At 34.6% G+C, this 23,714-nt stretch carries 19 protein-coding genes; 18 read left to right on the forward strand and 1 reads right to left on the reverse strand.

Annotated elements, in window-relative coordinates:
* Nucleotides 1–170 precede the first annotated feature (170 nt).
* The 15 genes from pyrG to J6D32_RS09485 all read left to right on the forward strand — a co-directional run bounded on the left by pyrG (nt 171) and on the right by J6D32_RS09485 (nt 17,661).
* The gene (pyrG, locus tag J6D32_RS09415) at nt 171–1,781 is read left to right on the forward strand and encodes a CTP synthase (protein WP_006783645.1); all 1,611 of its coding nucleotides are present in this window, start codon (nt 171–173) and stop codon (nt 1,779–1,781) included.
* Nucleotides 1,782–1,789: 8 nt separating this feature from the next.
* The gene (locus J6D32_RS09420; RefSeq protein WP_006783646.1) at nt 1,790–2,242 is read left to right on the forward strand and encodes a hypothetical protein; all 453 of its coding nucleotides are present in this window, start codon (nt 1,790–1,792) and stop codon (nt 2,240–2,242) included.
* Nucleotides 2,243–2,328: 86 nt separating this feature from the next.
* Nucleotides 2,329–4,386 carry a diguanylate cyclase gene (locus J6D32_RS09425; protein ID WP_287467606.1) on the forward strand — a complete coding sequence of 686 codons (2,058 nt, stop codon included), beginning with the start codon at nt 2,329–2,331 and terminating at the stop codon, nt 4,384–4,386.
* A 197-nt stretch (nt 4,387–4,583) separates the two neighbouring features.
* A complete protein-coding gene (locus J6D32_RS09430) occupies nt 4,584–5,996 on the forward strand; it encodes an NAD(P)/FAD-dependent oxidoreductase (protein WP_006783648.1) in 1,413 nt (470 codons plus the stop codon).
* Between the two features lie 19 nt (nt 5,997–6,015).
* On the forward strand, nt 6,016–7,299 hold the full coding sequence (locus J6D32_RS09435) for an adenylosuccinate synthase (RefSeq protein ID WP_006783649.1): 1,284 nt from the start codon (nt 6,016–6,018) through the stop codon (nt 7,297–7,299).
* Nucleotides 7,300–7,666: 367 nt separating this feature from the next.
* The gene (locus J6D32_RS09440; protein WP_229040041.1) at nt 7,667–7,945 is read left to right on the forward strand and encodes a hypothetical protein; all 279 of its coding nucleotides are present in this window, start codon (nt 7,667–7,669) and stop codon (nt 7,943–7,945) included.
* Between the two features lie 99 nt (nt 7,946–8,044).
* Nucleotides 8,045–8,629 carry a thioredoxin domain-containing protein gene (locus J6D32_RS09445; RefSeq protein WP_006783651.1) on the forward strand — a complete coding sequence of 195 codons (585 nt, stop codon included), beginning with the start codon at nt 8,045–8,047 and terminating at the stop codon, nt 8,627–8,629.
* A 69-nt stretch (nt 8,630–8,698) separates the two neighbouring features.
* Complete coding sequence (locus J6D32_RS09450; protein ID WP_009606286.1) at nt 8,699–9,391, forward strand: response regulator transcription factor; 693 nt, start codon at nt 8,699–8,701, stop codon at nt 9,389–9,391.
* Between the two features lie 10 nt (nt 9,392–9,401).
* Nucleotides 9,402–10,745 carry a sensor histidine kinase gene (locus J6D32_RS09455; protein WP_006783653.1) on the forward strand — a complete coding sequence of 448 codons (1,344 nt, stop codon included), beginning with the start codon at nt 9,402–9,404 and terminating at the stop codon, nt 10,743–10,745.
* Nucleotides 10,746–10,864: 119 nt separating this feature from the next.
* Entirely contained in the window at nt 10,865–12,157 is a 1,293-nt protein-coding gene (purB, locus tag J6D32_RS09460; protein ID WP_009606277.1) for an adenylosuccinate lyase, read from the forward strand.
* Between the two features lie 1,530 nt (nt 12,158–13,687).
* Nucleotides 13,688–14,215 (forward strand): dihydrofolate reductase family protein, encoded by a 528-nt coding sequence (locus J6D32_RS09465; RefSeq protein WP_006785882.1) that lies wholly within the window; start codon nt 13,688–13,690, stop codon nt 14,213–14,215.
* Nucleotides 14,216–14,567: 352 nt separating this feature from the next.
* Nucleotides 14,568–15,146, forward strand: coding sequence for a helix-turn-helix transcriptional regulator (locus J6D32_RS09470; RefSeq protein WP_006785883.1), 579 nt, complete (start codon nt 14,568–14,570; stop codon nt 15,144–15,146).
* Between the two features lie 159 nt (nt 15,147–15,305).
* Nucleotides 15,306–16,532 (forward strand): serine hydroxymethyltransferase, encoded by a 1,227-nt coding sequence (glyA, locus tag J6D32_RS09475; protein ID WP_006785884.1) that lies wholly within the window; start codon nt 15,306–15,308, stop codon nt 16,530–16,532.
* Between the two features lie 10 nt (nt 16,533–16,542).
* Nucleotides 16,543–17,394, forward strand: a complete 852-nt coding sequence (gene folD, locus J6D32_RS09480) for a bifunctional methylenetetrahydrofolate dehydrogenase/methenyltetrahydrofolate cyclohydrolase FolD (protein ID WP_006785885.1) — start codon at nt 16,543–16,545, stop codon at nt 17,392–17,394.
* A gap of 75 nt (nt 17,395–17,469) precedes the next feature.
* Nucleotides 17,470–17,661 (forward strand): hypothetical protein, encoded by a 192-nt coding sequence (locus J6D32_RS09485; RefSeq protein ID WP_006785887.1) that lies wholly within the window; start codon nt 17,470–17,472, stop codon nt 17,659–17,661.
* 24 nt (nt 17,662–17,685) lie between these two features.
* On the opposite strand, the gene J6D32_RS09490 is transcribed toward J6D32_RS09485, so the two are convergent.
* Nucleotides 17,686–17,934, reverse strand: a complete 249-nt coding sequence (locus tag J6D32_RS09490) for a TIGR03905 family TSCPD domain-containing protein (RefSeq protein WP_006785888.1) — start codon at nt 17,932–17,934, stop codon at nt 17,686–17,688.
* Nucleotides 17,935–18,093: 159 nt separating this feature from the next.
* Here J6D32_RS09490 and J6D32_RS09495 point away from each other — a divergent pair, with 159 nt between their 5' ends.
* From J6D32_RS09495 to J6D32_RS09505, 3 genes are all read left to right on the forward strand, one after another.
* On the forward strand, nt 18,094–20,493 hold the full coding sequence (locus J6D32_RS09495) for a glycoside hydrolase family 31 protein (protein WP_055164448.1): 2,400 nt from the start codon (nt 18,094–18,096) through the stop codon (nt 20,491–20,493).
* A gap of 334 nt (nt 20,494–20,827) precedes the next feature.
* On the forward strand, nt 20,828–22,315 hold the full coding sequence (lysS, locus tag J6D32_RS09500) for a lysine--tRNA ligase (protein WP_006785890.1): 1,488 nt from the start codon (nt 20,828–20,830) through the stop codon (nt 22,313–22,315).
* Between the two features lie 273 nt (nt 22,316–22,588).
* A complete protein-coding gene (locus J6D32_RS09505; protein WP_272155611.1) occupies nt 22,589–23,644 on the forward strand; it encodes a YheC/YheD family endospore coat-associated protein in 1,056 nt (351 codons plus the stop codon).
* Nucleotides 23,645–23,714: the final 70 nt, after the last annotated feature.

Raw genomic sequence — 23,714 nt, forward strand, 5'->3', positions numbered from 1 at the left:
ATTTTTATAGTTAGAATATATTATTATTTAGATATATTTTATTTTTAATGTTGTATTATTATTTTTTTTCTGATAATATAGTCAAGAGCCTTAAAAATAGATGCATAGCTCTCCACTAGTGGAGGGCTTATTTTTTTTATGTAGGAAATTGAGTACAGGAGGATTTTAATATGACAAAATATATATTTGTTACAGGAGGAGTTGTTTCATCTTTAGGAAAAGGAATTACGGCATCTTCTCTTGGGCGTTTATTAAAAAATAGAGGTTTAAAAGTTTTTATGCAAAAATTTGATCCGTATATTAATGTTGATCCAGGAACTATGAGTCCATACCAACATGGTGAAGTATTTGTAACGGATGATGGAGCGGAGACTGATTTAGATTTAGGTCATTATGAGCGTTTTATTGATGAAAATTTATCACAAAACTCAAATATTACTACAGGGCGTGTTTATTCAAACGTAATTGAAAAGGAGCGCCGTGGTGAGTATTTAGGAGCAACTGTGCAAGTAATTCCACATATTACTAATGAAATTAAGTCTAAGCTACTTGCTGCAGCACAGGATAGTGGTGCAGATGTTATTATTACTGAGATTGGTGGAACAGTTGGTGATATTGAATCTTTACCTTTTTTAGAGGCTATTAGACAAGCCCGTAAAGATTTTGGATATCATAATACTTTATATATTCATAATACTCTAGTACCTTTCTTAAAGGTTGCAGGTGAAATTAAAACTAAGCCAACGCAACATAGTGTAAAAGAATTATTATCTTTAGGAATTCAACCTGATGTGATTGTTTTACGTACAGAAGTTGATATTGAAGATCATGTTAAAGAGAAGATTTCTTCATTCTGTAATGTTCCTAAGGAAGCTGTTGTACAGTGTATTGATGCAGAAATTTTATATGAAGTTCCAATGCACTTAAAGGCTCAAGGGCTAGATGATTATGTTTGTAAACATTTCGGAATCGAGGTTCCTGAGGCTGATATGTCTGAATGGGAAGAGTTAATTAATGTTGTGCGTTATTTAGAAGGCGATGTGAATATCGCGTTAGTTGGTAAATATGTAGCATTGCCAGATGCTTATTTATCAGTGGTTGAGGCGTTAAAACATGCCGGATATCATTATGGTAAGAAGGTTAAGATTAAATGGGTAGATTCTGAGAAAGTGACTGAGGAGTCTGTTGCTGAAATCTTTGCTGATGTTGATGGTATTTTAGTTCCTGGTGGATTTGGAAATCGCGGTGTTGAAGGTAAGATTTTAGCATGTCAGTTTGCTCGTGAAAATAATGTACCTTATTTCGGAATTTGTTTAGGGATGCAAATTGCTGCAATTGAGTATGCTCGTCATGTTGCTAAATTAGAAGGAGCTAATTCGACTGAGTTTGATGAGAAAGCTGCTTATGCTTTATTTGATTATTTACCAGATCAATATGAAGGGATTGAGATGGGAGGTACTTTACGTTTAGGGTTATATGATTGTAGAGTAACTGAAGGGACTAAGGCATTTGAGGCTTATCAGTCTGTAAATGTTAAGGAGCGTCACCGTCATCGTTATGAGTTTAATAATCAGTATAAGGCTATTTTAGAGGATGCTGGGTTAGTGTTCTCTGGTATTAATCCTCAAACTGGGTTAGTTGAGATTATTGAGATTCCTGAACATCGTTGGTTTGTTGCTGGACAATTCCATCCGGAATTCTTATCTCGTCCTCAACGTCCACAACCTTTATTCCGTGAGTTTATTAATGCGGCAATTACTTATAGTAATGAACAAAAATAGGTGATATGATGTCTGAGTTTAGCATTAAACCCAATGTAGTTAGTATTGCTAGATCGAAAAGAAAGTTTATTTATTTTGGAATTTTACTTTTAATTGTTAATTTTTATTTTGTTGCCCAGTATGTAAGGTTGATGTTAGATGAGCAGTCTTTTGGATATTATTTATTTGTTCTTGCGTTAGTAAATTTACCTATCTTTGTGGTATCTATTGTTTTGCTATTAGTTCCTACGATTCATAAGCATTATTATTGTGGGGTTTCTTATGTGTTTAAGGAGAATGCTCTAGTTATTCCAAATTGTGTGATTAATAGTTCTGATATTAGTGCTTTTGAGGATGTTGAATTTATTAGAGGTTTTTATAGGTTTTATATTTATTCTTTGGATAAATGCTATGATTTACATGGCATTTGTGAAGAAGATTTAGTGAAAATTAAAGAGTGGTTGGAAAAAAAGAAGGGATAATACCTTCTTTTTTTCATTAGGTCTTGTTGTACTGTATGGAAAATTTTATAATATAATTAAAACGTATTCATAATAGGGGTTATGAGATGAAGAAGGTTATTGTTTTATTTGTTTTGTTATTCTTGGGTTGTATGGATGTTCTAGCAACTGATGTGGTAACATCAGTGAGTTTGTCTGAAAATGAAGAAATTTGGTTGGAAAATTCTACTCAAATTAAATATATTATAGGATATCCAGCTTCGATTACACCTTTGAATTATTCGTATTTTTCTAGTTCTTTAAAGGGTGTGGTGACTGATATTTCCCAGGAATTTAATGTAGCCACGGATAAGTATTTGTATTCGGTACCTGTGACTGAGGTGAAGCAGAATAGGGATGTTATTGATTTTGGAATTGTGGATGTGATGATTTCGGGTAGGTTAGATGATTACGGGAATTTATTTTATAGTAGTCCGATTCATGAGTTTGAGTATACTTTTTTTGTAAATTCATCTAGTGATATAAAGAGTTTAGACGAAATAACGGGGAAAAGGGTCGGGGTTGTTTATAATGATTCTAATATTGGAAAGTATTTAGATTCCTTTGTGGAGTATCCGAATTATATTAGATTGTATGAGGCGCTTGATATGGGTGAGGTTGATTGTATTTTTGTGCCAGGTGATTTGTTTATGTATCAGAGTGCAGTGAATGAGTTGCGTGAGGTGAAGGTGTCTGAGTATAGTGGTTCAGCTTGGTATTTTGTTTCGGATAAACGCAATTTAATTTCGATTTTGAATAAGGTCATGGCACGAATGCAGACGGTTGAGGAGTATGCGGATACATTTATGAATCATCAAAATTCACTGAATAGTAAGTTGTATGATATTGATAAGAAGACGCATGAGTGGTTGTTTTATGATAAGCCTATGATGCGAGTTGGTGTTTATGATGTAGCTCCGTTTATGTATCAAAATGGTGAGTCTGTTGGTGGTTTGCTTGATTATATTGTGAAGCAGATCAAGACGAATTTTGGTATGGAGTTTGAGTTTGTTTTTGGTGAGTATGAGGAGTTAAAGGGTTTATATGATAGTGGTGAGATTGATATTTTACCCGTTTTTAATTTTGATTTTGTTAGTGATGGATATGATGTTTATCAAGGACAGCTTAATGCATATGCGAATTACGATCAGTTGTTGATTCACGATGAAATTAGTAAGAATAGCTCTGTTAAGATTGGGAGTATTTTAGGTCCGATTGTTTATAGTCAGGGTTTTTTGAATTTTAATCATTTAAATTCAAGGGGATTTGTCATTGATAGTACGCTTACTCATTTAATTGAGTCGTTGGATCATGAGATTCAATATTTGGTGATGGATCCTGTTTATTTGGATTATTTTGAGCAGTATGAGTTGTATCAAAAAGGGAAAATGGGCAAATATACGTTTTCTTTATTAGTGCAGGATGATCCATTTTATAAGAATTTATTTGATGCGATTAGCAAGCGCGATTTTTTAGATGATAAGTATTCAACTTTGTTAGCGACTGAGATGTATTTGTATGAGATGTCAAAGCTTCGTGATAACCTTTATTCGATGCAGCAACAACGGCTTCTTTTATTGGGGGTTTTTATTGTAACGATGGGTGTTATTGGTGTGTTATATCGTCAAAGGTATATGGATAAGAAGACGGAGTATTTGAAGTATACAGATTATGCAACAGGTCTTTTAAATCGAGTGGGATATGAAAATGAGATGAATAAGGTTTTGAAGAGGCGTCAACACTTTGCTTTTATCATTTTTGATATTGATTATTTTAAATTGATTAATGATACGTATGGCCATTTGATTGGAGACAAGGTAATTGAGCATGTGGCCTATACGATTAAGAGTTGTACAAGAAAAGGTGATATTATTTGTCGATTAGGTGGAGATGAGTTTGTACTTTGTCTGATGATGGATGATATTGCTAAGGTTTGTACGGTTTTAGAGGCTATTCAAGAGGAGATGTTTGATTATAGTGAGGATTTAAAGGTTACAGCTTCAATTGGTGTTACAATATATGAAGGTCAGGATTGTGGGATGGAGATGTTATATCATGAGGCAGACCAGGCTCTTTATAAAAGTAAGAAGAATGGTCGCAATCAATTTAATATTTTTTCAAAGTAGGGGTTGTGTTGATAGAGTTTTTTGGTATAATGTAAATGTTAAATCCTATTTTCAAAGGTGACTTAAAAATGAAGATGACTAATTTGGAAACTAAATTGATAAATTTAATATATATTTTAAACGTATAGCACTCTATGTTCGCATAGAGTGCTTTTTGTTTGGTATATACCAGATTAGTTAGAAGGAGAGCTGAGAAATTGATGAGTAAGTATGATGTGGTTATTGTTGGTGCAGGGCCTGCAGGAATTTTTGCAGCGTATGAGTTATCTAAGAAAAATGAAAATTTAAAAGTAGCATTAGTCGATAAAGGATTAGATATTTACAAGAGAAGATGTCCAATTCTTGAACATAAAATTAAGAAATGTCCAGTGATTAAGGATCATGTGGGATGTATGCCAGCTTGTTCAATTACGAATGGGTTTGGTGGAGCAGGTGCTTATTCAGATGGAAAGTTTAATATTACACATGAGTTTGGTGGATGGATGACAGATTATTTATCAAATTCAGTGGTTGAAGATTTAATTGATTATGTGGATGGAATTAACTTAGAGCATGGGGCAACGACTGATATTACGGATCCAACGACTGATAAAGTACGTGAGATTGAGAAGCGTGGTTATGCAGTTGGACTGAAGCTATTACGTGCGAAGGTTCGTCATTTAGGAACTGAACAAAACTTAGAAATTTTAAAGAGTATTTATGAGGAATTGAAGGATCGCGTAGATTATCACTTCAAGACCGAAGTTAAAGAGGTTTTAACTGAGGATGGGGAAGTAAAAGGTGTGTTATTAGCCAATGGTGAAGTGATGGAAACGAAATATGTTTTCCTAGCCCCTGGTCGTGATGGATCTGTGTGGTTAAAAGATGTGATGAATAGTCAAGGAATTCCGATGAAGAATTTACAGGTGGATATTGGGGTTCGTGTTGAGACATCTGATATTGTTATGCAAGAGATTAATGAGCATTTGTATGAAGGAAAGTTTATGTATCGTACGAGTGTTGGAACGGTAGTTCGTACGTTCTGTTCAAATCCTTCAGGACATGTTGTAGTTGAAAATCATTCGGGAACGATGTTGGCAAATGGACATGCGTATAAGGATCCAAAGCTTGGAAGTAAGAATACGAACTTTGCTTTATTAGTATCACATACGTTTGAAGAGCCGTTTGATCAACCAAATGAGTTTGCACATGAGGTATCTCATTTAGCAAATAAATTGTCAAATGGATCGATTATTGTTCAAAAATATGGTGATATTTTAAGAGGGCGTCGTACGACTGAGAAACGTTTGAAAGAAGGATTTGTTGATCCAACGCTAAAAGAAGCTGTACCAGGTGACTTAGGATTAGTTCTTCCATATAACACAATGAAGTCATTGATTGAGATGACTGAGGCGTTAGATCATGTAACACCAGGGATTGCATCAGAACATACGTTATTCTACGGAGTAGAGGCAAAGTTCTACTCAGCACGTCCTGAGATTAATGATAAATTTGAAACAAAGGTTAAAGGATTATTCGTTGGTGGAGATGGCGCTGGTGTAACGCGTGGTCTTGCACAAGCTGGAGCAAGTGGTGTTTGGGTAGCTCGTCAAATTTTAGAACGTTATTAATTGAAAGGTGGATATTAAAATGACAAAGACAGTAGTAGTTGTAGGAACTCAATGGGGAGATGAAGGTAAAGGAAAGATTACAGATTATTTAGCACAACGTGCTGATATTGTAGCTCGTTATCAAGGTGGTAATAATGCAGGACATACGATTGAATTTAACGGACAACAGTTTAAGTTACGTTTAATTCCTTCTGGAATTTTTAGTGCTGAGAAAGTTATTTTAGGAAATGGGATGGTTATTAATCCTGAGGCATTACTTGAAGAAATCGCGTATCTAAATGAAGGTGGAGTTTCAACTAATCATATTCGTATTTCTAATAGAGCACATGTGATTTTCCCTTATCATATTGAGTTAGATGGTCTTCAAGAAGAGTTAAAAGGTGATCGTAAGGTTGGAACAACGAAGCGTGGAATCGGACCTTGCTATACAGATAAGTATGCACGTTGTGGAATTCGTATTGGAGATTTAATGGATAAGGAGTTATTTGCTGAGCTTTTACTTGAGCAAGTAACGGCTAAGAATGAGATTTTAGCGAAGTACGGTAAGCCAACATTCTCATTTGAAGAGATTTATACAAAATATTGTGAGTATGCTGAGGTTATTCGTCCTTATGTGACAGATACTTCTTATGAGTTAGATGAGGCGTTAACTGAAGGTAAAAAAGTTTTATTTGAAGGGGCTCAAGGGGTTATGCTTGATGTGGATCATGGAACTTATCCATTTGTTACGTCTTCAAACCCATCAGCTGGAGCAGTTACAACTGGTTTAGGAGTTGGACCTACTAAGATTGATGAAGTTATTGGGGTTGTTAAGGCTTATTCAACTCGTGTTGGAGAAGGTGCATTCCCATCTGAGTTACATTGTGAGATTGGAGCACGTATTCGTGAAATCGGACGTGAGTATGGAACGGTAACTGGTCGTCCTCGTCGTATTGGATGGTTTGATAGTGTAGTTGTTTCTCATACTCGTCGTGTAAGTGGATTAACTGGAATCTCAGTTAACTTATTAGATGTTTTATCAGGTTTAGATACATTAAAAATTTGTACGGCTTATGAGTTAGATGGACAAGTAATCAAATATGTTCCATCAACAATTCGTGAGTTTGAACGCTGTGTACCAGTTTATGAAGAGATGCCAGGATGGCAAGAAGATATTACTGGAGTAACATCATTTGAAGAGTTACCAGTAGCAGCTCAAAATTATTTACGACGTATTGAAGAATTAGTTGGAGCACCAATTGCAATCTTCAGTGTTGGTCCAGACCGTGAACAAACAATCTTAATGAAAGAATTATTAGTCTAACTCGGTGCTTTGCATCGTTAGTTAGACTATATGTCGCAATAAGCGGCGATATCTAGTTAAGTGATAGCAACGAAAGTTGCGAGTAATTAGGGATATGGTTAGAGTTAGAAGTTTGAAGGCATATTCGTTCTAGACATCGCAACAAGCGGTGATATCCTTTCAAGTGATAATTCGTAGCGGGAATTTAGTTATTCGTGGGGAAGCGAATAATTGATGGTACCGGATTATCAGTAATATGTGAGAAATAGAAAATCAAAGTGGGGACTTTTGATATATGAGAAGCAACGTCGTTTTTGAGACGTTGCTTTTTTTTGGAAATATTGTACAATGGTAGTACATGAAAGTTATAGAAGGGATGAATACGTGGATGAATAAGTGGTATTATATTATTTTTATTGTTTGTCTTTATTTTTTTAATGAGGCTTTCAATCAGTATATTGTGATGCATGGTTTGATTCAAGGATTGATTGTGGGGTTAGTTATTGCGTTTTTATGTAAGTTCATTTTTAATATGGTGACGAAGACGATTGTATTTGTGGCGGTTGTTTGTGCATTAATTGCATTTTTAGTTTCGGCAGGTTATATTGAGTTACCAATGGGACTTCAGGAGTTATTTAATTTTGGGATGTTGTTTACTTTGAAATAATTGGTTTTTACATATATTTCACATTTTTTTCAAATATAAGAGGGAGTTTTAAGTTATAATAAATTTAGATATTACTAGATTATATAAGGAGTAATAGTCATGAAGAAGATTTTAATTGCTTTAGTTGCAGTTGTTATTATAGCAGTTGGCGTTAATATGTTTTTTCCTAGTGTCAATTCGATTACTGATTTTAAACATATTAATTATACAGAGGCCTTTGATCAGAAGGATTCTGAGTATTATGTGTACTTTTATCAGGAGACTTGTGGTTTATGTCAGCAGTTTGGTCCTGAACTAGTAGCAGCTCATAATGATGAGAATGTTCCTGTTTATGTGGTTGATATGGCAGCTGATGAAAACTTAGATGCTTGGTATGATTGGGAGGCCCATGATTTAGATTATACAAAAGTCATTGGTAAGATGGAAAATGGTGTTGAAGTTTTAAATGAGGGTGAGAGTCGTGCTCTTTATCCTTCAAATGAAGGATGGACGATTTCAACTAATCAAAGTAATGAGATTGTAGCATATAATAGTCATGCTAATAATAATGTGACTCCACAATCTGCACAACAACTTGAGATTTCAGGAACACCAACTTTATTAAAAGTTAAAGATGGTCAGTTTGCAGGATATGGAGAAGGTATCACTGAAGATCGTGCCTTACTAGCAACTTATGGACAATAAAAGATAAAAAATCTTGCTTTATTGAAGCAAGATTTTTTAAAAGGTTAATACTATAATGAGGTGAAATAGATGAAACACGTATTCGTAATTGATGATGATGCAAATATTAGACAATTAATTTTAAGATATTTAGAGAAGGAAGGATATAAGGTAACAGCTTTTGAGAATGCTGAGCATGTTTTTGAGGCATTTAATATGCTACAACCCGATGCACTCGTACTTGATATTATGATGCCAGGTACGATGGATGGGCTTGATTTATGTAAGAAGATTCGTACTGTAAGCCAAGTTCCAATTATTTTCGTTTCGGCAAAAGATGAGGCGGTGGATCGTATTATTGGTCTTGAGCTTGGAGCAGATGATTATTTATCGAAACCTTTTAGCCCACGTGAGTTATTAGTGCGTTTAAAAATTATTTTTAGACGTATTGAACCGGTGATGGTGAGTGACCACGAGACGACGACTTATCAAATTAAGGATTTAAAGATTGATGACTCTAAACGTGTTTGTTCAGTTAAGGATAAGGAGTTATCTTTAACGAATAATGAGTATATGTTGTTAGCTTATTTAGTTAAAAATAAGAATATTTCGTTTACTCGTGAGAATTTAATTCAGAATATTTGGGGTTATGACTATGTCGGAGAATCTCGAATGATTGATGATTTAGTTAAACGTTTAAGAAAGAAATTAAAGTCTTTCGATGCACAAGTTGAAATTACAACGGTTTGGGGTTATGGATATCGCATTGATGATAATTTTTAGGAGATAGCTTATGAGACTTGATCGAAAGTTGTTTTGGAGTTATATCATTATTATTTTGATTGCGATTATGACATCATTTACGTTGTTTACGGTGTCATCGAATCAATTTTTGACGTATCGAATTACATATGATATGGAGAAAGAGTTAGATGTTATTGCAAAGAATTTAAAGGATAATGAATCTCCATATTGGCCGATAGGTGGATTGATTCGTAATAATTTAATGAAGCTTGTTCAATCGAATATCATTATTATTCAAAATGATTCTTTGACTTATTGGGATAATGATGAGGTGATTCAAGATTTAAATGCACATGAAGGTGATGTTAATTATTTAAATCGTAATTATGTCACAGTTTCTGGTGAGGTTAATGTTGGGCCTTATTCTTATGATATTATTTTGTTAAGTGAGAAGAGTATGATTACGGCACTTAATCAAATGAATTTAAGTATTTTATTTATTACGTCTTTAGTGAGTATGTTGATTGCTGGATTCTTTGGGATCTATGTTCAGAATAATATTTCAAGACCGATTCATTTGTTAAGAAATAAAGTTCGCGGATTTCAGGAGAGTCTTGAAGCACCTGAGGTGACAATTTTTACGGGTGATGAGATTCAAGAGCTTGATGAAGATTTAGTTCATATGGCGGAATCGATTGTTAAAAATGATCGAAAACGTAAGGCGTTCTTTGAGAATACATCGCATGAGTTAAAGACGCCTCTGATGAATATTAAAGGGTATGCTGAAGGACTAAAGGATGGAATTTTCTCGATTGATGAGGCCGCTGAAGTCATTCAACAAGAGAGTGATGCACTTCGAACTCTCGTTGAGTCTATTTTATATTTATCGAAGCTTGAGGATGCAACACATGATCGTTATCAGTTTCAGCTTGTTGATGTGAATGCTTTTTTAGATGGTTTTCATCAGAAGATGTCGAGTATTGTGGCGGATAAGAATCTTCAGTTTTCATTGGAGCTAGATAAGCCGGTTGAAGTTAAGATTGATGATGATAAGATGATTCGTGCTTTATCTAATATTATTACGAATGCGATTCGCTATGCGAAATCGAAGATTGTGATTGAAACTATTGTTGAGGGTTCTACGATTGAGATTCGTTTGTTTAATGATGGGCCTCAAATTGATCAGAAAGATTTACCTTATTTATTTGATCGATTTTATAAGGGGGATCAAGGTCAGTCAGGACTTGGGCTTGCCATTGTTAAAACGATTATTTTAGCTCATAACGGGACAGTTGAGGCTTTAAATGTCGAAAATGGTGTTTGTATGAGTGTTAAGTTACCATGTATAGTACCTCCACAAAAGAAAAAAACACATGAACATAAGAAGGGCTAAATCGTATTTGATTTAGCTCTTTTTTATTAAATTATGAAAGAAAAAATTTATCTTTCATTGTGACTTTGGAAAAATTCAGTTAAAATAAAAGGGTAAGTAGAAAAGGAGAGGTGCGGCATATGATCGAACGTTATTCACGCCCTGAAATGGCGGCTATTTGGACAGAACAAAATAAATTTGAGTCTTATTTAAAAGTTGAGATTTTAGCATGTGAAGCTTGGGCTCATTTAGGACACATTCCAATGGAGGATGTTGAAAAGCTATGGAAAAATGCTTCATTTGATTTAAATCGTATTTATGAAATTGAACAAGAAACTCGTCATGATGTTGTAGCTTTTACACGTGCGGTGAGTGAAACTTGTGGTGAAGAAAAAAAATGGGTACACTATGGCTTAACATCAACTGATGTTGTTGATACTGCAAACGGATATTTATTAAAACAAGCAAATGATATTTTAAGAGCAGATATTCAACGTTTTATTGATGTTTTAGCAGAGAAAGCTAAAAAATATAAACATACTGTGCAAATGGGACGTACTCACGGTGTTCATGCTGAGATTACGACGTTTGGTTTAAAATTAGCATTATGGTATGAAGAGATGAAACGTAACCAGGCTCGTTTTGAACAAGCGGCTCGTGAAGTTGAAGCGGGTAAAATTTCAGGGGCAGTTGGAACTCATGCGAATATTCCTTTCTTCGTACAAGATTATACGTGCGAAAAGTTAGGAATACAGTCAGCAAAAATTTCTACTCAAACTCTTCAACGTGATCGTCACGCTGCTTATATGTCTGCGATTGCATTAGTGGGAGCTTCTATTGAGAAAATGGGAGTTGAAATCCGTCATTTGCAACGTACGGAGGTTCGTGAAGCAGAAGAGTTCTTCCGCAAAGGACAAAAAGGATCTTCAGCAATGCCACATAAACGTAACCCAATTGGTTCAGAAAATATGGCTGGATGTGCTCGTGTGTTACGCGGATACATGGTAACAGCTTATGAAAATATTCCACTTTGGCACGAACGTGATATTTCACATTCATCTGCTGAACGTATTATTTTACCAGATGCAACGATGTTACTTGATTATATGTTAAATCGTTTTACAAATATTATTGATAACTTAACTGTTTATGAAGAAAATATGTTAGAAAACATTAATAAAACTCACGGAGTTATTTTCTCTCAACGTGTAATGTTAAAACTAATCGAAAAAGGATTTGCTCGTGAAAAAGCATATGACTTAGTACAACCTAAAGCGATGCAAGCATGGGAAGAACGACAATCATTCCGTACATTACTTGAGGCTGATGAAACAGTATGCCAGTATTTAGACGCGGCAGACTTAGACGACTGCTTCGACCACACATACCACCTAAAATCAGTAGACGGAATCTTTGAACGATTAGGATTATAATATAAAAGGGTGAATCGAGCGTTTAAAAGCTCGTAAAAGTCGTAGCAAATGCTTTTGCCTCAAGAATTGAGGCAAAGGTCGTTTGGACTTTATAGAGATTTTGCTCGAAACTAGATTACATAAAAGGCTGAGATGAACGTTTAACTCCGAACAAAAGTGCTTAACCACCAAAGTGCTTGAAAAGCACAAGTGGGGTAAAACTTTATGGAGGAGTTGTTCATCGAGGCTAGATTTATTATAAGGTAAAGAGAGGTGTTTAACACACGAAGAAAGTGATGAGAGTCCGATGTGTCGATAAACACGGGTGATTATCGAACTTTACCAGTGTTTTGCATCTCGCAGCTGGATTGTAATCTGACGCAAAATTATAGTTTTTCTCTTAACTGAAATGACTAAAATTCTAGATTTTAATTGCTTAAAAATTAGTCAATCATCTGCTGTTTGAATTTTATAACATCTTTATCTGATACCTTATAAAAAAAGTTCGGCCAAAACTTTTCTATGAGGAAAAATTGAATTGTGGATAACTTTTTGTGTTAAATGTGTAGGTAACAACTAGGATAAATGAGGAATCCTAGTTGTTACCTTTGTTTTAATTTGACATTGTGAAAGTATTTTGCTATGATTATTTTGAGATCAGTAATGGAGTGGCGTGATTCGGCAGCCCACTATATAAAAAAAATAAAGAGTCGAAAAAAAAGATGTGTTTGTCGCATCTTTTTTATTTTTGTCGAATAATCTTTTTTTGATTGAGCATATTATAATTAGGAGTCAAAGTGGCCTATATCGACTAACCCACTGTAATAATTATGTCGATCGTAGAGTGGCGTCTAGATAGCCCACTATAAATAGAAATATCTAAAAGGTTTGACAAGTGTGTCGGACTTCTTGGCTCTGAACGGTTATGAAAGTGACTTATTATAGAAGAGTGCTTCTATGATAGGTCATTTTCTTTTATTTTAAGTATAGTTTTTTGGTTAATTGGAGATATTATAAATGTGGAGTCAAAGTGGTCTTCCTAATCTTCCCACTGTAATAAACAAGATTAGCTTTGGCGTGGCGCATCAGATAGCCCACTGTAAAAAAGTAAGTATCTGAATAAGATATTTGTATCTTATCGACTTCACATCGGGTGTCTTGTTATAGAAAAGTATTTCTATGATAAGACACTTTTTATTTGATTAGAGTATAATATTTAAATTTTTGAAGACACTATGATTGTGGAGTTGAAGTGGTGTTGTCGATAATCCCACTCTAATAATAAGAATCGACCGTTGCGTGGCGTTTGTGGATTTACCACGATAAACAGCTAAAATCTGAAAAAGTTTTTTGATGACAGTTATTAAACTTTTAAACTCCCAAAATAAAATGACTTGTTATAGAAAGTAAATTCTATGGCAAGTCATTTTTTATTAGATCCACGTTTTCTTAATTTCTATAAATAGCTCAAAAAGTAGATGATTTGAACCTGACATAAAATATCGGTTATTATAGGTTATAGTGAAGGTAGTAGAAGGTGAGGATTAATAGATGTCTGGAAAAATAGTATTAAATTTAGCCATTAGTTTAGATGGATACATTGCAGATGAAAATGGTGGTTTTGAATGGATTGTTGGGGATGGAAACTCTGCACTCAATACTGATTTAAAATGGGATTATAAGAAGTTTTTAGAAGAGATTGATATCGTCGTTATGGGAAAAAATTGTTATAATCAAGGATTTCATAAAGATTTTAAAGATAAACCTATCTATGTTGCCACTTCGCAAGATATAACGGATTATGATTATTATCATTTTATAAATGGAGATGTATGTACGCCGATTGTAAATTTAAGAAATGAAGGTAAAAATATCTTCTTATTCGGTGGAGGAGTTTTGGTTGATCATTTTTTAAAAGCCGATATCATAGATGAGTATATAATAGGGATTATTCCAACTATTTTAGGTAAAGGAAGACCTTTGTTTCTTGGAAATAATCCTAAGATAGACTTAAGTTTGCAATACTATACTGTTGAAGATGGCATCGTTATTATGAAATATTCTAAGAGAGAGAAGTAAAAACTGAGTTAACTAAGGTATAAAAAAAGTAGATGTGGATAACATAATAGTGTGAGGTCAAAAGTGGTCTTCGCTTACTTTCCCACATCAAAAAGAAGATGAGCCTCCGCGTGGTGAATCAGATGCTCCACTGTAAAAAAATAATAGTCTGAATAAGATAATTATATCTTATCGACTTCACATCTAAGTGTCTTGTTGTAGAAAAGTGTTTCTACTATAAGGCACTTTTTTTATCTTTTTAAATCATTAATAATGGTCATGCTACGGTAAGTAGCGGTTATGTTATATTATTTTGTTAGCCATTTTATATTTAGCATAGTATGATGTGTTCATTATTTAGACAGGAGGTAAGATGACGATGACATTAGGAGAAAAAATAAAAAAATATCGCCAAGCGGGAGGATTATCACAGGAACAATTATCTGAAAAATTAAGTGTTTCAAGACAAGCAGTTACGAAGTGGGAGTCTGATAAAGGAATACCGGATATTCATAATTTGCAGGCAATCGCAAAATTATTTAATGTGAGCTTAGATTCTTTGTTAGCTATGGATGAGAAAATTGGTTCAATTGTTCTAAAGGAAGAGATTGATATTGAGAAGTACAAAAAAACAGGAAAAGCTCGTTCTAAATATGATATGGTGGTAAAAGAAAAGTATCCAAAGGCAATGGTTATTTATCCACTTATACGAAGAAAAAAATTAAATAAGATGGAAGCTATGATTGATTTTTTAACGGAACCTGGCGTTTTAGAAATGGTGGATTCGTTAAATGATATGAGTGCCTACTATTTAGTGGAGCAGAATGGTCAACAATTTTTAGTCAATGTTACGAAGACCTATATTGAAGGACGCAGATTAAAACAGAAATTTGAAGGAAAGAAATGTGTTATTGAAAAGAATATATTTATAAAACTTAATTATACATTATAAAAAGTGTCTGAATTGTCAGATACTTTTTTGACTTTTATAAACATTTTTGTAGTTTTCCATATACTAAAAGTGATAAAATAAAAAAATTGTATTTTAATATTATTATTTGTTGTCATATGTAATAATGACGTTATGAATAGATTAATTGGAGTGATGTGTATGAAAGATACGGCTGTAGAACAAGCCTTAAATTTAGAATTAAAGCGTCAACGTGAAAATGTTGAGTTAATTGCGTCTGAAAATTATGTTTCAGAAGAAGTGATGAAAGTTCAAGGATCAATTTTAACGAATAAATATGCTGAAGGATATCCAAGTAAACGTTACTATGGTGGATGCGAATTTGTTGATACGATTGAGGATATTGCAAGGGATCGCGCTAAGCAGTTATTTGGAGCTAAGTTTGCTAACGTGCAACCTCATTCTGGGTCTTCTGCGAATATGGGGGCATATCGTGCAGTGTTAGAGCCTGGGGCGAAAGTATTAGGTATGAATTTAAGTCACGGTGGACATTTAACTCATGGACATCCACTTAATTTCTCTGGAAAAGATTATGAGTTCTTTGAGTATGGGGTAGATAAAGAGACTGAAATGATTGATTATGAAGAAGTTCGTCGCATTGCGTTAGAAGTTAAGCCGGCATTAATTGTAGCGGGAGCATCGGCTTATCCTCGTGCGATTGATTTTAAAAAGTTCCGTGAAATTGCTGACGAAGTTGGGGCATACTTAATGGTAGATATGGCTCATATCGCAGGACTTGTGGCAGCAGGATTACATGAAAATCCAGTTCCATACGCTCATATTGTAACGACAACAACTCATAAAACGTTACGTGGTCCACGTGGTGGTATGATTTTAACGAATGATGAAGAAATTGCGACAAAACTCGATAAAGTGGTGTTTCCAGGAATTCAAGGTGGACCTTTAATGCACGTTATTGGGGCGAAAGCAGTCGCTTTTGGGGAAGCTTTGACAGAAGAATTTAATGAGTATCAATCTCAAGTCATTAAAAATGCGAAAGTGTTAGCTGAAGAACTTGCAAAACGTGGGCTTCGTATTGTATCAGGTGGAACAGATAATCACTTAATGTTAGTCGATGTTAAATCAACATTTGGATTAACAGGGAAATATGCTGAGCACTTACTTGATCGTGTTGCGATTACATGTAATAAAAATACAATCCCATTTGATACTGAAAAACCATTCATCACAAGCGGTATTCGTTTAGGAACACCAGCTGTGACAACTCGTGGATTTAAGGAAGCTGAGATGGTTGAGTTAGCAGGATATATCGCAGATGCGTTAACATATCATGAAGATGAAGCAAAATTAGATGAAATTCGTCAATCTGTTTTAGGATTAACAGGACGTTTCCCTTTATATGAATAGGAGGCAGTTTATGGCCACAATTATTGATGGAAAAAAGGTATCTGAAGATTTACGTGAGGATTTAAAAGTTCAAACAGAAAAATTTGTTGAAGAAACAGGAATTCAGCCTCATTTAGTGGTTGTGATTGTTGGAAATAATCCTGCTTCGATGACCTATGTTCGCAATAAAAAGCGTTCATGTGAAGCGGTAGGATTTAAGTCGACGGTTATCGAGTTAGCAGATACAATAACAGAAGCAGATTTATTAGCTCAAATCGATGTTTTAAATCAAGATGATTCGGTTCATGGGATTTTAGTGCAGTTGCCATTACCAAAACATATCAATGAAGATCACATCATTTCTGCGATTGATGTGAAGAAAGATGTCGATGGATTCCATCCATATCAAGTCGGATGCCTAGCATCAGGGCTTGATTCATTAAAACCATGTACACCGGCAGGTGTTATCGGATTATTGAAAGCTTATGATATCGAAATAGAAGGTCGCCATGCTGTTATCATTGGACGTAGTCATATTGTTGGAAAGCCACTTGTCCAATTATTACTTGAAGAAAATGCAACGGTAACCGTTTGTCATTCGCGTACTCAAAATTTAAGTATGTTAACGCAGATGGCAGATATTTTAATTGTTGCGATTGGGCGTCCTCATTTTGTCACAGCTGATATGGTGAAAGAAGGAGCCGTTGTTGTCGATGTTGGAATTAATCGACTTGAAACAGGAAAGCTTGTAGGAGATGTTGATTTTGATACAGTTGAACCGAAAGCTTCTTATATTACACCTGTTCCGGGTGGAGTTGGACCGATGACGATTACGATGTTATTATTTAACACATTAAAAGCTGCAAAGGGTTTCACAAAATAAGAAAAAAGGCGATGTTTTGGTGACATCGCCTTTTTAAATTGATAAAATAGAGAAAAAGAAGCGGGGATGATGGTTATGGATTTTAAACGAATTAATATGATTTTAAGTGTTTTTTGGCTATTAGCATCGATTGGAATTATTTATTTAGATGTTAAACAAGTCATTAGTTTGACTCGTAATACAGGGTTATTCTTTGGGGTAGTTATCGTCATGTTTTTATCATTTCAAGTGGTTAAAATTTTTGAAAAAAGAGCATCGCAAAAGTAAAAGCTGTATCGTAAGATACAGCTTTTATTTTTGTTCTAAGTATTGTTCCAACGCTTTTGCAAGCTGATCAGGACATGAAGTTTCTTTTGTACGGCAAGGAATTCCTTTTAGTTTTTGGATAGCTTCTTCTACGTTCATTCCTTTAACTAAAGAAGAGATTCCGATTAAGTTTCCTGGACATCCACCAATGAAATTAACTGATTTAATTTTATTATCTTCAATTTCAAATTGAATTTCTTTTGAACATACGCCACTTGTTTGATAAGTTTCCATAATAATCCCCCTACTTTCCAAATTGTTACAGATATTATAGCAGTCAAGTCTTTCGAAAGCAATATTCAAATCAGGTGAATCGTTTCAAGAAACCCCTTGCAAATTGTTATGAATCGTCTTATAATGAGGACGATTCGAAATACAAGGGGGGCAACACATATGGAAACTTACATTGAAAAACATTTTAAAATGGATTTTAAACCAATGGCAAATGAGGGGGCTGTTTTTCAGGGAGCATGTTATCGAATTGCATTTTTAACATCTCGTATTGTTCGTTTAGAATACTCACTGACAGGTTGCTTTGAGGATCGCCCAAGTCAAACATTTTGGTATCGCGAACAGGAAGTCCCAGCACTTTCTGTTAAAGAAGATGAACATATATTAGAAGTTGTAACGGATCATTTAAGATTAAAATATTTAAAAGAACAACCATTTAGTGGGGATACCCTATCAATTGAATTAAAATATTCTTGTCAAATTTGGCGTTATGGAACTGAAGAACAGACAAACTTAGGTGGAACAGCGAGAACTTTGGATGCTGTTGATGGTGCCTTAAAACTTGAAAAAGGTTTAAATTCACGCGAGGGATATGTCATCATTGATGATTCAAAATCACTTGTGTTTAACGAAGCGTCTTGGTTAGAACCAAGAACAACGAATTCAACGGATCTTTATTTCTTTGGATATGGGACTGCCTACAAAGAATGTATTGCAGATTATTGTAAGTTAACAGGGCGCACTCAATTATTACCACGATATGCACTTGGTAACTGGTGGAGTCGTTATTGGGAATATTCAGATACAGAACTAGAGGGGTTAATGAATCGTTTTGAATCTGAGGGAATCCCATTATCGGTTTGTATTATTGATATGGACTGGCACAATGTAAATATTGATCCGAAGTACGGTAGTGGATGGACGGGCTATACCTGGAATAAAAACTTATTCAAAGACCCTAAAGCATTTATGACTTGGTTACATGATAAGGGGTTAAGAACGTCACTTAATTTACACCCCGCTGATGGAATTCGTGGTCATGAAGATTGTTATGAAAGTGTTGCTAAGTATATGGGAGTTGATGTTTCCTCGGAACAACCTGTGCCATTTGATATTTCAAGTCCTAAGTTTATGAAAGCCTATTTTGAGAAAGTTCATCATCCACTTGAGGACGAAGGCGTTGATTTTTGGTGGATTGACTGGCAACAGGGAACGAATTCTTCGATGAAGGGATTAGATCCATTATATTTCTTAAACCACTTGCATTATTATGATTTAGGTCGTGATGGATCGAAACGTCCATTTACGTTCTCTCGTTGGCCAGGTCTTGGAGGTCATCGTTATCCAATTGGTTTCTCAGGTGATACGGTTGTGACTTGGGATTCGCTTGCGTATCAGCCATACTTTACGTCAACAGCCGCAAATGTTGCGTATGGATGGTGGAGCCACGATATCGGAGGTCATTTTATGGGAATCGATGATTCTGAGTTGTATGCTCGTTGGGTGCAATATGGGGTGTTTAGTCCGATTAATCGACTTCATACATCAAAAGGAATCTTTAATCGACGAGAACCTTGGCGTCATTCTCATGAAGCGTATGAGGTGGCGAAATCGTTCTTAAATCTTCGTCATCAATTAGTACCTTATATTTATACGATGTCATACCGCAATATGACGGAGTCTTTACCGTTTATTACGCCGATGTATTTTGAGCATCCGCATGATGGAAAAGCATATGAGTATAAAGATCAATATTATTATGGTAGTGAGTTAATGGTGGCACCATTTACCGCGCCACGTAGTAAAGTTTTAAATCGTACGTTTAAAGAGGTTTGGTTACCACGCGGTCAGTGGTTTGATTTCTTCACAGGTGAGGCGTACCGTGGAGATAATATTTATGCGATGTACGGTAAACTTGAAGAGATTCCGGTATTCGCCAAGGCAGGAGCCATTGTTCCAATGGCCAAACTAGAACAAACAAATCAGATTGATAATCCAGAGCATTTAGAGTTAGTTGTATTTGGTGGAGCTAGTAATTCATTCACGATGTACGAAGATGATGGTATTAGTCGTGAGTATGAAGCGGGACACAGTGTATTAACGACTTTTGATTTAGAAGCATCAGATACTAAATTGATATTTAAGATTAATGAACCCGTTGGTGATTTAAATGTGATTCCAGTAAATCGTCAGTATACAGTGAAGTTTAGAGGTGTAGCATCAGACTGTGAATGTTTCTTGAATGGTGAAGAATCAGACTTTAATTATGATGTAGTTACAAGAACTTTATCAGTAACGGTTGATTCTGCTGATAGTATTATCGAAGTTCGTCATCAAGATTTATATCATCAAGAAATTGATGTTGATCAATTAATCTTTGAATTAGTTCAAGATGCGACTATTATCATGGATGAAAAGCAACGTTTTGAACACTGGTCATATGGAATTTTAGGCACGAATCTTTCTCTTGAAGAGAAAATGATGAGAGTTCTGGCAATGCCAGTCAATGATGAGGTTCGTCGTGCTGTGTTAGCTATTTTAACGAAAGCTTTGATGAAGTAGTTATATTAGTCTCAATAAGGTTGCAAGAGAAAAAAATTTTCCTGGCTGGTGTGTGTATTCTAGTAATTATTTCTTGGCATTAAAGTATTTGAATTACTAGATTGTGTTTTGTGATAGAGTTAGAGTTTGAAGTTTTATAAATTGAGGAGGAGGTAGTACCAAAGGTACTACCTTTTAAATTTCCGATATTTGGGAAACGATATTCAATGAATTGAATATAATTTTTGAAAAACGTCAATAATTAATACAAAATGTACTTTTTCGTGGAATCGTACACTTTAGCGTGTTATAATGAAATAATGAAAAAATAGCTTATATAGATGGAGTGATTCAGATGTCGACAACTGAAATCAACGATCAATTACAAGTTAGACGTGACAAAATGGAAGACTTACGTCAACACGGAATTGATCCATTTGGACAACGATTCAATCGTACTCATTTATCTTCACAATTAGTTGAAGAGTTTGGAGAATTTTCTAAAGAAGAATTAGAGGAAAAAAATATTGAAGTAGCAATCGCTGGACGTATCCGCACTAAACGTGGAAAAGGAAAAGCTGGTTTTGCACATATTCAAGATATTAAAGGGCAAGTTCAAATTTATGTTCGTCAAGATGCTGTAGGTGAAGAAGCTTATGCATTCTTCGATAAAGCAGACTTAGGTGACATTGTTGGAGTACGCGGTGTTGTATTCAAAACTAAAGTTGGTGAGTTATCAATTAAAGTTAAAGAGTATACGCCATTAACAAAAGCATTACGCCCATTACCAGAAAAATATCATGGATTAACTGACGTTGAAGAGCGTTACCGCCGTCGTTATGTTGATTTAATTATGAATGAAGAAAGTAAACAAACTTTCATCACTCGTACTCGTATTATTACTGCAATGCGCCGTTATTTAGATAATTTAGGATATTTAGAAGTTGAAACTCCAATTTTACACACAACATTAGGTGGAGCAGCAGCTCGCCCATTTGAAACTCATCACAATGCATTAGATATGCCTTTATATTTACGTATTGCAACTGAGTTACACTTAAAACGTTTATTAGTTGGTGGACTTGAAAAAGTTTATGAAATCGGACGTATCTTCCGTAATGAAGGAATCTCTGTTCGCCATAACCCAGAGTTTACATCAATTGAGTTATATGAAGCTTATGGTGATATGGAAACAATGATGGACTTAACTGAGAACATGATTGCCTCTATTGCACAAGAAGTTTTAGGAACAACTACTGTACCTTACGGTGGACATGAAATTAACTTAGCAGTTGGATGGAAACGTTGGCACATGGTTGATGCGATTAAAGAGATTACAGGTGTTGATTTCTTTAAAGAAATGACATTTGAAGAAGCAAAAGCTATCGCAAAAGAACACAATGTTGAAGTACCTACTCACTTTACAGGTGTTGGACATATCATCAATGCATTCTTCGAAGAATTCGTTGAAGATAAAATTGTTCAACCAACGTTTATTTATGGACATCCGGTGGAAGTTTCTCCACTTGCTAAGAAAAATGCAAAAGATCCACGTTTCACTGATCGTTTTGAATTCTTTATTGATGGACGTGAATATGGAAATGCCTTCACTGAGTTAAATGATCCAATTGATCAAAAAGAACGTTTTGAAGCGCAATTAGCTGAAAAAGAATTAGGAAATGATGAAGCATCTGAAATGGATGTTGACTACATCGAAGCATTAGAATATGGTATGCCACCTGCAGGAGGACTTGGAATTGGTATCGATCGCTTAGTTATGTTATTAACTAACTCTCCATCAATCCGTGACGTATTATTATTCCCAACAATGCGTAAAAAATAATAGATTATATAAGACTGCATCGAAATCGATGCAGTCTTTTTTTATTTAATGTAAAACTATGTCTAAAAATAGGATTAAATTAATTGAATTAAAAGTGCTGAGAATCTAAAAGCTCTACTCTTAATAAGAGGCTATAGATTTATATTGAGGTCAAATGTTACTGTGACATAACCACAGGTACTATTTTCTTTATCGACGTGACTAATTGAATCAGATAATCATATGATAAAGAAGATATAAAATAAATACTCTTTATTAAGAGGGGGACATAAAATGATATTAATTGGTTTTTTACACCAGTGTAGAAATCCTAGACATGTTGTAAAGGCATATGCCTTTGCAAGTGTGGCAAAAGCAGAAGGAGTAGAGTTACTATATTTTTCTCCTAAACAAGTCAATTTTAAAAAACATACGATATCTGGATATATGTATGAAAATGGTGATTGGCACAAAGTTGAAAGTAGATTTCCAGATGTAATTTATAATACGGGAAGTCCAGAAAAGCTTGCTAATTATAAAGAAATCATTGAACAATTACAATCTGAAATTCCATTTACGACTTATTCAATTGGAAATAAAATGAGCGTTTATAAACGTTTAAAAGAAGCAGGGGAATTTACTAATCATTTGATTCCATCTGAAATTATTAGTAATACAAATGAGTTTTTTGATTTTTTGAATATGTACTCAAAGGTTGTCTTTAAACCTCAAGATGGTCATAAAGGGGAAGGTATTATCTATATTGAAAAAATGGGAAATTTATATAAAGTTAATCGCGATAAAAGAAACAAAATTGCTAACTACTATGAACTTGAAAATTATATTTCCAGCTGTCTAAAAGAAGAATCTTATCTAGCACAACCTTATATTAACTCAAAAACTAAAAATGGAATTAATTTTGATTTAAGATTACATGTTCAAAAAAATGGAAGCGGGGAATGGGTGGTTACTACTATTTATCCACGCTTTTCGTTAACTGATAGTATTGTAACAAATATCAACAGTGGTGGTGCAACTAATTATTTGATTCCTTTTTTAAAACAAGAAGATCCAGAGTGCACTTATGATATGGAACGATATCTTGAAGTCTTTGCCTTGCAACTGGCTAGACACCTAGATCAACTCCAAATGGAAAAATATAATGAAACTCTTGATGAAATTGGAATTGATATTGGACTAGATGATATGAAAAAAATATGGATTTATGAAGTGAATTGGCGTCCTGGGTGTCCACCTGCATTCTATTTAGAGCTGGATGTAGTAAAAAATACGATTCATTATGCTATATTTCTAGCAAATAAAAACAAATTAAATTCTACGAGTGATTAGTAGAGGGCAACACAATTATCGCTATAATGGAGATTGATGTTAAAACGTTAATTACTGTAATTATTAGATA

It is taken from the genome of Turicibacter sp. (genome assembly GCF_017941855.1).
In the GTDB taxonomy this organism is placed as follows: Bacteria; Bacillota_I; Bacilli_A; order MOL361; family Turicibacteraceae; genus Turicibacter; species Turicibacter sanguinis.

What these genes read in the sequence shown, in the direction of transcription:
- J6D32_RS09465 (WP_006785882.1), top strand. Translation starts at nt 13,688, where the DNA reads ATGTCTGGAAAAATAGTATTAAATTTAGCCATTAGTTTAGATGGATAC.
- J6D32_RS09445 (WP_006783651.1), top strand. Translation starts at nt 8,045, where the DNA reads ATGAAGAAGATTTTAATTGCTTTAGTTGCAGTTGTTATTATAGCAGTT.
- J6D32_RS09490 (WP_006785888.1), bottom strand. Translation starts at nt 17,934, where the DNA reads ATGGAAACTTATCAAACAAGTGGCGTATGTTCAAAAGAAATTCAATTT.
- J6D32_RS09495 (WP_055164448.1), top strand. Translation starts at nt 18,094, where the DNA reads ATGGAAACTTACATTGAAAAACATTTTAAAATGGATTTTAAACCAATG.
- J6D32_RS09450 (WP_009606286.1), top strand. Translation starts at nt 8,699, where the DNA reads ATGAAACACGTATTCGTAATTGATGATGATGCAAATATTAGACAATTA.
- J6D32_RS09440 (WP_229040041.1), top strand. Translation starts at nt 7,667, where the DNA reads ATGAATAAGTGGTATTATATTATTTTTATTGTTTGTCTTTATTTTTTT.
- glyA (WP_006785884.1), top strand. Translation starts at nt 15,306, where the DNA reads ATGAAAGATACGGCTGTAGAACAAGCCTTAAATTTAGAATTAAAGCGT.
- folD (WP_006785885.1), top strand. Translation starts at nt 16,543, where the DNA reads ATGGCCACAATTATTGATGGAAAAAAGGTATCTGAAGATTTACGTGAG.
- J6D32_RS09425 (WP_287467606.1), top strand. Translation starts at nt 2,329, where the DNA reads ATGAAGAAGGTTATTGTTTTATTTGTTTTGTTATTCTTGGGTTGTATG.
- J6D32_RS09505 (WP_272155611.1), top strand. Translation starts at nt 22,589, where the DNA reads ATGATATTAATTGGTTTTTTACACCAGTGTAGAAATCCTAGACATGTT.
- J6D32_RS09420 (WP_006783646.1), top strand. Translation starts at nt 1,790, where the DNA reads ATGTCTGAGTTTAGCATTAAACCCAATGTAGTTAGTATTGCTAGATCG.
- J6D32_RS09470 (WP_006785883.1), top strand. Translation starts at nt 14,568, where the DNA reads ATGACGATGACATTAGGAGAAAAAATAAAAAAATATCGCCAAGCGGGA.
- J6D32_RS09435 (WP_006783649.1), top strand. Translation starts at nt 6,016, where the DNA reads ATGACAAAGACAGTAGTAGTTGTAGGAACTCAATGGGGAGATGAAGGT.
- lysS (WP_006785890.1), top strand. Translation starts at nt 20,828, where the DNA reads ATGTCGACAACTGAAATCAACGATCAATTACAAGTTAGACGTGACAAA.
- purB (WP_009606277.1), top strand. Translation starts at nt 10,865, where the DNA reads ATGATCGAACGTTATTCACGCCCTGAAATGGCGGCTATTTGGACAGAA.
- J6D32_RS09485 (WP_006785887.1), top strand. Translation starts at nt 17,470, where the DNA reads ATGGATTTTAAACGAATTAATATGATTTTAAGTGTTTTTTGGCTATTA.
- pyrG (WP_006783645.1), top strand. Translation starts at nt 171, where the DNA reads ATGACAAAATATATATTTGTTACAGGAGGAGTTGTTTCATCTTTAGGA.
- J6D32_RS09455 (WP_006783653.1), top strand. Translation starts at nt 9,402, where the DNA reads ATGAGACTTGATCGAAAGTTGTTTTGGAGTTATATCATTATTATTTTG.